General features: G+C 70.6%; 10 protein-coding genes and 1 pseudogene. 8 read left to right on the top strand and 3 right to left on the bottom strand.

The features are described 5' to 3' along the window. Window positions 1-659, top strand: a pseudogene (locus tag G6024_RS13805) (cobalamin-independent methionine synthase); the annotation flags it as partial. A gap of 31 nt (window positions 660-690) precedes the next feature. Here the strand turns inward: G6024_RS13805 and G6024_RS13800 are convergent. Further along, window positions 691-1,386 (bottom strand): exonuclease domain-containing protein, encoded by a 696-nt coding sequence (locus G6024_RS13800; protein ID WP_096905274.1) that lies wholly within the window; start codon window positions 1,384-1,386, stop codon window positions 691-693. A 59-nt stretch (window positions 1,387-1,445) separates the two neighbouring features. Between G6024_RS13800 and ligA the strand changes: the two genes are divergently transcribed. Together ligA and G6024_RS13790 are read left to right on the top strand one after the other, a co-directional pair. After that, a complete protein-coding gene (gene ligA, locus G6024_RS13795) occupies window positions 1,446-3,644 on the top strand; it encodes an NAD-dependent DNA ligase LigA (RefSeq protein ID WP_159148952.1) in 2,199 nt (732 codons plus the stop codon). Further along, window positions 3,641-4,015, top strand: a complete 375-nt coding sequence (locus G6024_RS13790; RefSeq protein WP_096905276.1) for a hypothetical protein — start codon at window positions 3,641-3,643, stop codon at window positions 4,013-4,015. Before ligA ends, G6024_RS13790 begins: the two co-directional genes overlap by 4 nt. Window positions 4,016-4,063: 48 nt before the next feature. Here G6024_RS13790 and G6024_RS13785 read toward each other — a convergent pair whose 3' ends face one another. After that, complete coding sequence (locus tag G6024_RS13785; protein WP_159148951.1) at window positions 4,064-4,720, bottom strand: ACT domain-containing protein; 657 nt, start codon at window positions 4,718-4,720, stop codon at window positions 4,064-4,066. Window positions 4,721-4,797: 77 nt separating this feature from the next. On the opposite strand from G6024_RS13785, the gene gatC reads away from it, so the two are divergent. The 5 genes from gatC to gatB are packed head-to-tail and all read left to right on the top strand — an operon-like array spanning window position 4,798 to window position 10,514. After that, entirely contained in the window at window positions 4,798-5,097 is a 300-nt protein-coding gene (gene gatC, locus G6024_RS13780; RefSeq protein ID WP_067718272.1) for an Asp-tRNA(Asn)/Glu-tRNA(Gln) amidotransferase subunit GatC, read from the top strand. Next, window positions 5,094-6,548, top strand: coding sequence for an Asp-tRNA(Asn)/Glu-tRNA(Gln) amidotransferase subunit GatA (gene gatA, locus G6024_RS13775; RefSeq protein ID WP_132061005.1), 1,455 nt, complete (start codon window positions 5,094-5,096; stop codon window positions 6,546-6,548). The genes gatC and gatA overlap by 4 nt, the downstream gene beginning before the upstream one ends. Beyond that, on the top strand, window positions 6,545-7,930 hold the full coding sequence (locus G6024_RS13770; protein WP_096905278.1) for a DHA2 family efflux MFS transporter permease subunit: 1,386 nt from the start codon (window positions 6,545-6,547) through the stop codon (window positions 7,928-7,930). Before gatA ends, G6024_RS13770 begins: the two co-directional genes overlap by 4 nt. Window positions 7,931-7,987: 57 nt before the next feature. Then, a complete protein-coding gene (locus tag G6024_RS13765; protein ID WP_096905279.1) occupies window positions 7,988-9,022 on the top strand; it encodes an ATP-dependent 6-phosphofructokinase in 1,035 nt (344 codons plus the stop codon). Window positions 9,023-9,032: 10 nt separating this feature from the next. Continuing rightward, complete coding sequence (gatB, locus tag G6024_RS13760) at window positions 9,033-10,514, top strand: Asp-tRNA(Asn)/Glu-tRNA(Gln) amidotransferase subunit GatB (RefSeq protein ID WP_096907215.1); 1,482 nt, start codon at window positions 9,033-9,035, stop codon at window positions 10,512-10,514. A 96-nt stretch (window positions 10,515-10,610) separates the two neighbouring features. Here the strand turns inward: gatB and G6024_RS13755 are convergent. Next, on the bottom strand, window positions 10,611-11,486 hold an 876-nt coding region (locus G6024_RS13755; protein WP_235027914.1), incomplete at its 5' end, for a PQQ-dependent sugar dehydrogenase family protein.

The raw sequence follows: 11,486 nt of genomic DNA, 5'->3' as shown, positions 1-11,486 counted from the left end.
GGCGAGACCTGGCCGCCTCCCTGGCGGAGGGCGCGAGTGCGCGAGCCGTGCGGCTGGCGGGCCGGATAGGGGCAGGCGCACGGATCCTGGTGGACGAGCCCCTGCTCTGGCATGTCGCCGCCGGGACGGTCCGCTCGCCCAGCCGTCTCGACCCGATCGCGGCCGTCCCGCCCGATCGACTCGCCCTGTCGCTCTGCCGGTTCGCCGCTGCGCTCCGCGACGCCGGGGCCGCAGAGGTCCTGATCCGGCTCCCGGTCACCTCCGACCCTGGGGCACCTCCGGTCTGGGAGGTCGTCAGCGACCCCCCGCGGGGTGAGACGCCTCTCGACGGGGTGTGCCTGGCGACCGCGCCGCTGCACACAGCCCGGTCGCATGCCGCGCTGGATGCAGCCGGGACGGTCCTCGGTAACGGCGGGATCCTCCACCTGGAGGGTCTACCCGGCGGCGGCCCGCCGCCACGCACCGTGGCGGAGGCCGAGGACACCGCAGTGGGACTGCTGGCTCTGCTCGACCGACTGAGCGCGCCCAGGTACTCCACCCTGGACCGCGTCATCCTCACGCCCACCGCCGAGGAGACCTCGACCGGTGAGGGCCGAGCCGCGGCCGCCCTCCGGGGCGCCCGTCTGGTGGCCGAGACCACCCCGCGGGTGGCGGAGTAACAGACGACGCGGAGTAACAGACAACGCGGCGCTACAGCACTGCCATCGGCCAGAGGGTGTTGACGTCGGACGAGTCCTTGCCGGACCGCTCGAGGTACGCGACGAAGTCCCGCTGGCGCGTCTCGTGCCAGCTCGCCTGGCGCGCATTGACCTCCCGCCAGTCCGGACCCGACAACTCCGGCTGTCCGCCGAGCATCTTCCACGCCAGCCGGGCGGCGGCGAGCGCATCCGCCGCGGCCTCGTGGGCGCTGTCGAGTCGTACCCCGTGTAGACCGCACAGGGCCTCGAGCGTCCGCTTGCCTTTCCGGTAGGGATCCACCGCGCGGTCCACGACGTACGGGTCGATCACGGGTCCCAGAATCTCGAACGACGGGTCCCACCGGCGCAGGATCGTCAGGTCGTAGCAAGCGTTGAACACCACCAGCGTGCGTCCCTCGCCCCATCCGCGGCGGATGGCCGCCACCGTCTCGGCGATGACCTCGGCGTGGGGGCGGCCGTTCTCGCGGGCATGGGCCGTGGTGATGCCGTGGACCGCCGTCGCCCCCTCGGGAATCTCTATGCCCGGGTCGGCGAGCCAGTTCCGTTCCTTCTTGTGCTGCCCGTCTATCGCGATGAGGGCGGAGGAGACGACGTGGGCGGTCCGGGGGTCCGGGCCCGTGGTCTCGAGGTCGAACGCGAGCAGTCGGTTCCGGTCGATGGCGAGGGGTGGCTGTGTGTGGGTTGTCATGGGCTCACCGTAGGGCAGCGCTCCGACATCGAGGCCCTGCCCGGCATTACCCTGTCCTCGTGAGCCTTCCCGATGACACCAGTCAGCCCGTCGGCACGGGGGACATCCCGCCCGAGGTGCGGCAGGAGTGGACCGAGCTCGCGGAGACGGTCCGCGATCACCAGTTCCGCTACTACGTCAAGGACGCGCCCATCGTCTCCGACGCCGAGTTCGACCGGCTCTTCGAGGAGTTGCAGGCGCTCGAGGTGACGCACCCGGGGCTGCGGACCGCCGATTCGCCGACCCAACTGGTCGGCGGTGGCTTCTCGACGGATTTCGCCCCGGTCGAGCACCTCGAGCGGATGACCAGCCTGGACAACGTGTTCTCCGAGGAGGAGCTGCGCGACTGGGTCGCCTCCGCCGTCGAGCAGGCGGGAGTATCGGAGGACCGGCTGCCGTTCCTGTGCGAGGTCAAGATCGACGGGGTGGCCCTGGACCTGGTCTACCGCGACGGGAGGTTGGTCAGCGCCGCCACCCGCGGTGACGGGCGTACGGGGGAGGACGTGACCCTCAACGCGCGGACCATCGACGACATCCCGGTCACGCTCACCCCGTCGGACGACCGCCCGCTGCCTTCGCTCATCGAGGTGCGGGGCGAGGTGTTCTTCCGGCTCGAGGACTTCGCCGAGCTCAACGCTCGTCTCGTGGCCGAGGGCAAGGCACCGTTCGCCAACCCGCGCAACAGTGCGGCCGGGTCACTGCGCCAGAAGAACCCCGCCATCACCGCCCAACGTCGACTCGGCATGTACTGCCACGGTCTCGGCGCGGTCGAGGGCGCGACCTTCGAGAGCCTCCACGACGTCTACCTCGCCCTCGCCGAGTGGGGCCTGCCCGTCTCACCGCACACCGCGCCCGCCACCGGGGTGGAGGAGGTGGTCGAGCGGATGAGGTTCTGGGGTGAGCACCGCAGCGACCCCGAACACGAGATCGACGGTCTCGTCGTGAAGATCGACGACCGCGCGGTCCAACGGCGACTCGGTCAGACCTCCCGCGCGCCGCGGTGGGCGATCGCCTACAAGTACCCACCGGAGGAGGTCATGACGGAACTCCTGGACATCCGGGTCTCCGTCGGGCGCACCGGGCGGGTCACCCCCTTCGCCCACATGCAGCCGGTCACGGTCGCCGGTTCGACGGTCTCGTTGGCCACCCTCCACAACCAGACCGAGGTGATCCGCAAGGGCGTGTTGATCGGCGACACCGTGGTGATCCGCAAGGCCGGTGACGTGATCCCCGAGGTCCTCGGCCCGGTGGTCGAGCGGCGCGACGGCACCGAGCGCGAGTTCGTCTTCCCCGAACGTTGTCCGGAGTGCGATACGGTCCTGGCCCCGGCGAAGGAGGGCGACGCCGACTGGCGCTGCCCCAACCAGCGTTCGTGTCCCGCCCAGCTGCGGGAGCGGCTGTTCTATCTGGCCTCGCGCAACGCCCTGGACATCGAGGCGCTCGGGTACGAGGGCGCCTCGGATCTGCTGACCAGCGGGGTGCTGGTCAACGAGGCCGGACTGTTCGATCTCACCGAAGCCGACCTGCTCAGGACAGACCTCTACACCCGCGTCGACAAGGCCACCCGCAAGCAGATCGAGGCGGGGGCCGAACCCGAACGCACCGTGCTCACCGAGAACGGTCGCAAGCTGCTGGCCAACCTCGCCACCGCCCGGGACCGACCGCTCTGGCGGGTACTGGTCGCGCTGTCGATCCGACACGTGGGCCCCACGGCCGCGCGCGCCCTGGCGACCCGGTTCGGGACCATGGAGGCCATCCGCGCCGCGTCCGAGGAGGAACTGGCGGAGACGGACGGGGTCGGGTCGACCATCGCGGCCTCGGTGGTCGAGTGGTTCGACGTCGACTGGCACCGCGAGATCGTCGACCGCTGGACCGCCGCAGGTGTCTCGATGGCCGACGAGCGTGACGAATCGATCCCGCGGACGCTGGAGGGACTGACGATCGTGGCGACCGGCTCACTCGAGGGCTTCACGCGCGACGGCATCAAGGAGGCGATCATCGCTCGCGGCGGCAAGGCCTCCGGGTCGGTCTCCAAGAAGACCGACTACGTCGTGGTGGGCGACAACCCGGGGTCCAAAGCGGCCAAGGCCGAGGAGTTGGGCCTGACGATCCTGGACGAGGCCGGCTTCGTCGACCTGATGGACAACGGTCCGGCCGGGGCGGGGGAAGGGGACCTGGACCCGGAGGTGGACGCGGAACCGGAGCAGACCGACCCGTGACCCCGATGACGCCCCTCGTCCAGTTCCCCTGGCCGTTGTTCCTCGGAGCGGGCGTCGGTCTCGCGCTCGCGGTCGGTGTCTCCCTCCGTGGTCTGCGGAGCGAGCGTCGCCGGCGCATCCTCGCGGTGTCGGCCTCCGCCGTGGCGGGGGCATCGACCGGAGCGTTCGCCGGACTGGTGTGGCTCTGGGTCGGCCCGATGTCGAACCCGGTCTCCTGCCTCTACTCCTGTAACGAAGTCGCGCAGTTCCTGTCGAACGAACAGTTCCGTCAGATCGTCCTCATGACGGACCTGGCATGGGTCCTGCCGGTCACGGCGTTCCTCTTCGCGGCGGTCGCGGTGTGGCCGTGGCGACGCGGACCCCGCCGCTGACCGACATCCGTGCCGGACCGGCGTCGAGGGAGCGGCGGGCCCGCCCGGTCAGCCGGCGTCGAGGGACCGCAGGATCCCCGTGAGGTACCCCAGCCGAGCGACCTCGGACGGCCTGAACGAGGGACCGCCCGGTCGGCCCACCACGAGGATGTGTCCCGAGTTCAACGGCGCGGCCGCGAGCGAGGTGTCCATGGCCGTCCACTCCGCCGGCACGCCGTCGTCGTCGTCGTCCAGTGCGGTCACCCGCTCCAGGCCGCACAGCACGGAGACCTCGCCGCCCTCCCACATCGGTGCGGGCTCGCCCCGCGCGATCAGACGGCACCGCGCGTCCGCGGTCACCTCCACGACCAGCGCCCAGCCGACGCGCAGCGCGGCCGGGAGCTCGTCGGCGAGCAGTTGGGAAGCCCCGGCACCCGCCCCGGCGACGGCGTCGATGAGTTCGAGTTCCCGATGCGCGTCGAGGATCCCGCCGAACGGCCGGAGGGAGTCCACCATCACGCCGTCCAGGCGCTCGGCGGCGGTGATGAGGGCGTCCGGGAAGGTGCCGTGCGGGACCTCCACGACGATGTCGTCGACGGCGACCCCGTCGAACCGGTCCACCACGTCGAGGCTGATGATGTCCGCGTCCACGGTCCCCAGCGCCACCGCGAGGGAGCCGAGACTGCCCGGTCGGTCGGGCAGCATGACACGGAGCAGATAAGACATGACGCCCATTGTGCCGCACGCATTCGGGCTGACTAGGCTGGGCCGGTACCGACCACGTCACGGAAAGGGGCAGGCACGTGACCTCGATCTCACGCGGGGACGTCGCGCATCTGGCCAGGCTCTCCCGCCTGGAACTGAGCGACTCCGAGCTGGACTCGTTCGCACAGCAGCTCACCGACATCCTCGACCACGTGCAGGCGGTGTCCGAGGTCGCCGCGGAGGACGTGCCCGCGATGAGCCACCCCACCGCGATCACCAACGTCTACCGCGACGACGTGGTCACGCCCGGCCTCACCCCGGAGCAGGCACTCGACCAGGCCCCGGCAGCCGACGAACAGCGCTTCGAGGTTCCGCAGATCCTGGGGGAGGACGCATGACCGAGCTCACCACCGCCACCGCCGCCGAGCTGGCCGGGCGGATCGCCGCGCGGGAGGTGTCCTCGGAGGAGGTCACCCGGGCGCACCTGGACCGTATCGACGAGGTCGACGGCGAGATCAACGCGTTCCTCCACGTGGGCGCGGACGAGGCTCTCCGGGCGGCCCAAGACGTCGACACCCGACTGGCGGCCGGCGAGGAGCTCGGACCCCTGGCGGGCGTGCCCATCGCCCTCAAGGACGTGTTCACCACCACCGACGCCCCCACCACCTGTGGCTCACGGATCCTCGAGGGTTACCGTTCGCCGTACGACGCCACGGTCACCGCGCGACTGCGCGAGGCGGGGATCCCGATCCTCGGCAAGACCAACATGGACGAGTTCGCCATGGGGTCGTCGACCGAGAACTCGGCCTACGGCCCCACCCGCAACCCGTGGGATCCGAGCCGCACCCCCGGTGGTTCCGGCGGTGGTTCGGCCGCGGCGCTGGCCTCGCACCAGGCCCCGATCGCCATCGGTACCGACACCGGCGGGTCGATCCGCCAGCCCGCCGCGCTCACCGCGACGGTCGGTGTCAAGCCCACCTACGGGACGGTCTCGCGCTACGGGCTCGTCGCCTGCGCGTCGTCGCTCGACCAGGGCGGGCCCTGCGGCCGCACGGTCGAGGACACCGCGCTGCTGCACCAGGTCATCGCGGGGCACGACCCGCGCGACTCGACGAGCCTCGACGTGGCGGTCCCGGACGTCGTCGCCGCCGCGCGTGAGGGCGCGAAGGGTGACCTGACGGGCCTGCGGGTGGGCGTGGTCACGGAGTTCTCCGGCGAGGGCTACCAGCCCGGCGTCGAGGAGTCGTTCCGCGGCGCGGTGGACACCCTGCGCGACCTGGGTGCCGAGATCGTCGAGGTCTCGTGCCCCAACTTCCGCTACGCGCTGCCCGCCTACTACCTCATCCTCCCGTCCGAGGTCTCCAGCAACCTGGCACGCTTCGACGCCATGCGCTACGGCCTGCGGACCGGTGACGGGTCGGCCGACCAGGTCATGGCCGCCAGCCGCGAGGCGGGCTTCGGCCCCGAGGTCAAGCGCCGCATCATGCTCGGCACCTACGCGCTGTCGGCCGGCTACTACGACGCGTTCTACGGTCAGGCCCAGAAGGTACGCACGCTGATCGCGCGCGACTTCGATGCCGCCTACGAAAAGGTCGACGTCCTGATCTCGCCGACCACGCCGACGACCGCGTTCCCGCTCGGGGACAAGGTGGAGGACCCGGTCGCGATGTACCAGTTCGACCTGTGCACCCTGCCGCTGAACCTGGCCGGTCACTGCGGGATGTCCGTGCCGTCCGGTCTGGTGGAGGGCCTGCCCGCCGGTCTGCAGATCATGGCACCGGCACTCGCCGACGACCGTCTCTACCGGGTCGGGGCCGCCTACGAGGCCGCGAGAGGCGCGATAGCGTGACGACCGTCCCCGAGAGGGACGCATGGAAGGCGCTCGCGGCACTCGTCATCGGGTTCTTCATGATCCTGGTGGACCAGACGATCGTGGCGGTGGCCACCGACGCGTTCGTCACCCAGCTCGGCGCCACGACCAACCAGGTCATCTGGGTGACCAGCGCGTATCTGCTCGCCTACGTGGTGCCGTTGCTGTTCACCGGTCGGCTGGGGGACCAGATCGGGCCGCGACGGGTGTCGATCTCGGGCCTGGTGCTGTTCACCGGCGCCTCCCTGTGGTGCGGGTTGGCGCCCGACATCGAGACCCTCATCGTGGCGCGGGTGTTCCAGGGATTCGGCGCGGCACTGCTCACCCCTCAGTCGCTCAGCGTCATCACGCGCGTGTTCGCACCCGCGCGCCGCGGCGCGGCCATGGGTGCGTGGGGTGCGGTCGCGGGTATCGCCTCCGTGGTGGGTCCGGTCTTCGGCGGGGTGCTCATCGACGCGTTCGACTGGCGGTGGATCTTCTTCGTCAACATCCCGTTCGGTGTCCTCGCGGTGGTGTTGGTATGGCTCTGGGTCCCTGTACTGGAGACGAGGTCGCGCTCGTATGACGTAGCCGGGATCGTCCTGTCGGCCGTGGGCATGTTCCTGCTGGTGTTCGGGATCCAGCAGGGCGAGGAACACGGATGGGGCGGGACCACCGCCGGGTTCATCGCGGCGGGCGTGGTGGGTCTCGCCGTGTTCGTGTGGTGGCAGTCCCGCGTCCGCACCGAGCCGCTCGTTCCTCTACGACTGTTCCGGGATCGCAACTTCTCGATCGGGACGTTCGGCGTCTCGACGATCGGCTTCGTCACCGCCGGAACGATGGTGCCGCTCATGTTCTACCTCCAGGGGGTCAAGGAACTCAGCCCGACCCGCGCGGGGATGATGTTGCTGCCCATGGCCCTGATCGCGGGTGTGCTGGCGCCGTTGGTCGGACGCTGGGCGGATCGTCTCGATCCGCGGATCTTCACGGGCATCGGGTACTTCTCGTATGCGGTCTCCCTGTTCTGGCTCGCGCTGGTGATGGATGCCCAGACCTCGATCCCCGTCCTGCTCGGTCCGATCGCCCTCATGGGGGTGGCCAACGGGTGTGTGTGGGCGCCGACGTCATCGACCGCGATGCGGCGCCTCGAATTGGCGTCGGCGGGCGCGGGCTCCGGTGTCTACAACACCACCCGCCAGGTCGGGGCGGTGCTGGGGTCCGCCGCGATCGGCGCGGTGGTCCAGGCCCGGTTCGTCGCCCACGGTGACATCGGTCAGGCGGTGGCCGACGCGATGTTCCTCCCCGCCGTGGTCGTGCTGCTGGGAGGGCTGGCCACCATGGCGTTCCGTACCGGTGAACAGTCGGTGAGCCCGGGGCGGTGACCGCCGCGATGCGGGGCGGGCGGACCTAGACTGCGGGGTAACCGAGAGGAGCTCGACGTGCGTATAGGTGTACTGACCGCCGGCGGCGACTGTCCGGGACTCAACGCGGTCATCCGCGCCCTGGTCCGCACCGCCAACTCGGAGTACGACTCCCCGGTCCTGGGGTTCCAGGACGGGTGGGCCGGGCTGGTGAACGACCGTGCCGTACCGCTGTTCGACGACGAGGGCATCGATCGCATCCTGCTCCGCGGTGGCACGATCCTCGGAACCGGCCGCCTGAACCCCGACGTCCTGACGGCGAGTCTGCCGGTGATCCGCCAGACCCTCGAGCGCCACGCGATCGACGCGCTCGTCGCGATCGGTGGCGACGGCACGCTCAAGGCGGCCCGCTGGTTGACCGAGAACTGCATCCCCGTGGTGGGTGTGCCCAAGACCATCGACAACGACGTCGGAGGCACCGACTACACCTTCGGATTCGACACCGCCGTCTCGATCGCCTCCGATGCCATCGACCGGCTGCACACGACGGCGGAGTCGCACGAGCGGGTCATGCTCGTCGAGGTGATGGGCAGGCACGCCGGGTGGATCGCACTGCACGCGGGCCTGGCGTCCGGTGCGCACATGATCGTGATCCCCGAGGTCCCGTTCGATATCGACTACGTATGCAAGGTGATGAAGCGCCGGTTCCAGATGGGGGAGGCGTACGGGATCTGCGTGGTGGCCGAGGGCGCGACGCCGGTCGAGGGTTCCGGCATGACGCTGCGCCGGGGCGGCACCGACCAGTTCGGCCACGAGGTGTTCACCGGGGTGGCCGACCAGATGGCGTCCGCGATCGCCGAGCGCATGAACCGCGACGTCCGGACGACCGTGTTGGGCCACATCCAGCGCGGCGGTACGCCGACCGCGTACGACCGCGTGCTCGCGACCCGTTTCGGGGTACACGCGGCGCACGCCGCGCACCGGGGGGATTTCGGACAGATCGTCGCGCTCCGTGGGGAGTCGATCGAGATGGTGCCGGTAGAGGACGCGGTCGCGGTGCTCAAGACCGTCCCGGAGGACCGCTACCGCGAGGCCGCCTGCCTCTTCGGCTAGATTGTTCCGCATGGAGTTCACCGAGGTCGTGTCACGTTTCGATCCCGTCATGGGCATGGAGGTGCACGTAGAGCTGCACACCAACACCAAGATGTTCTGCGGGTGTCCCACCGCGTTCGGGGCGGATCCCAACACCCAGGTGTGTCCGGTGTGCATCGGCCTGCCGGGCGCGTTGCCGGTGGCCAACCGCCAGGCGGTGGAGTGGGCCATCAAGATCGGTCTGGCGCTGAATTGCTCTATCGCGCCGTACAGTCGGTTCGCCCGGAAGAACTATTTCTACCCGGACCAGCCGAAGAACTACCAGATCTCGCAGTACGACGAGCCGATCGCCCATGACGGCTTCCTCGACGTGCAGCTCGAGGACGGCAGCACGTGGCGCGTGGAGGTCGAGCGCGCGCACATGGAGGAGGACACCGGCAAGTCCACCCACGTCGGGTCCGCCACCGGTCGCATCCACGGCGCCACCCACTCGCTGCTCGACTTCAACCGCGCGGGCGTGCCGCTCATCGAGATCGTCTCCAAGCCGATCGTCGGTGCGGGGGAGCGGGCACCCGAGATCGCGCGCGCCTACGTCACGACGCTCCGTGATCTGCTCCGGAGCCTCGACGTGTCCGACGTCCGGATGGACCAGGGCTCGATGCGCTGTGATGCGAACGTCTCGTTGATGCCGAAGGGCGCCACCGAGTTCGGCACCCGCACCGAGACCAAGAACGTCAACTCCCTCCGCAGCGTCGAGATCGCGGTGCGCCACGAGATGTGCCGCCAGGCGGACGTGCTCACCGCGGGTGACGAGGTCGTGCTCGAGACCCGGCACTTCCACGAGTCGGACGGCACCACCACCTCCGGCCGGCCGAAGGAGTCGGCGGAGGACTACCGCTACTTTCCCGAGCCGGATCTCGCGCCCGTCGAGCCGACCGAGGAGCTCATCGAGGAGATCCGCGCGACGCTGCCGGAGCTGCCGTGGGTTCGCCGCGCCCGGGTCCAGGCGGACTGGGGGGTCTCGGACGAGGAGATGCGGGACCTCGTCAACGCCGGGGCCCTCGACCTGATCCTCGCCACGGTCGACGCGGGCGCTCCGGCCGCCGAGGCCCGCTCGTGGTGGGTGTCGTACCTGACGCAGCAGTCCAACAAGCGCGGCGTCGCGCTCACCGAACTCGAGATCTCGCCGGTGCAGCTGGCGCGCGTGATCGAGTTGGTCGCCGACGGCAAGCTCACCAACAAGCTCGGCCGCCAGGTCGTCGACGCCGTCCTCGACGGCGAGGGCGAGCCGGACCAGATCGTCGCCGACAAGGGCCTCGAGGTGGTGCGCGACGACTCGGCGCTGCAGAAGGCCGTCGACGACGCCCTGGCCGCGCAGCCCGACATCGCGGAGAAGATCCGTTCGGGCAAGGTCCAGGCCGCCGGCGCGATCGTCGGTGCCGTCATGAAGGCGACGCGCGGTCAGGCCGACCCGGCCCGGGTGAAGGAACTGGTGATCGCCGCCTGCAACTAGGCGATGCGCTGTCCGCGCGGTGAGCTGTGCGTGGCTCGACCACGGGGACCGACCGTACGCCACACGCGCGCGCTCGCGCGTGGCGTCGAACCGCGGCTACGTACGGGCGTCGCCGCCACCACCGGACTGGGGGAGGATCACGGCCCGGTCATCGGTGGGCACCGGTGATGCACCATCCTTGTTGGTGGTGCCCGCCAGCAGGACGCCCTCGCCGACGACGGACAACCCGGTCAGTCGCCCGTACCGGCCCTCGGCCAGCGCCTCGGGTTGACCGCGAGCCGCGCCGCCGGCGGTCTGGAGGGTGTCGACCCGCTCGGCGTCCGGGAGGGCGATGGCGAGCGTGCCCTCGGATGCGGCGCACCCACCGGCGGAACGCTGGTCCGGCCACGTCCACACCGTGCGATCGGGTGTCCGGATCGCCGCACCGCGGTCGGTGACCGTGGAGAGGAAGAGATCCTCGCCGAGAGGACACAACGCCTGGATGCGCCCGAGGTCGCGTCCGATCACCTGGGGGTCCTCCGCGCGACCGATCCCGGTGAACGTCGGGAACCGGACGACCTCGGAGCCGGCGCCGACGGTCAGGATGTCGTCGACGAACGCGAGGCCACCGCTGTCCGCGGGTGCGAGCTCCGCGATCGTGCGGGGGGCGTCGCCGCGCGCCAGTCGTTCGACCCGGGTGGGTCCGTCGCCGACGACGAGGAGATACACCAACCGGTCCTGGGCGAAATCCGGGGACGGCGCGACCGCGGCCACCCGGCCGGACCGGGGATCCACCCTGCCGAACTGCTCGGGGTCGGCATCGGCGGAGACGATCTTCACCCCGCCCGTGGACTCGGCGACCAGCGCTCGCTCACCGAGCCCGGCCACCGCGACGGCCGGCTCGAGGCAGGTCGCGATGACGGCGGGGTCGGGATCGACGCAGGGGCCCGTCTCGGCCGGGGGCTCCGGCTCCCCGCGGCGCGACGTCGGGGG

This window comes from Dietzia maris (assembly GCF_014144855.1).
GTDB classification, from domain to species: Bacteria; Actinomycetota; Actinomycetes; order Mycobacteriales; family Mycobacteriaceae; genus Dietzia; species Dietzia kunjamensis.
Note: the sequence above shows the minus strand (reverse complement) of the source record. Positions and strands in the feature narration are given on the sequence as shown.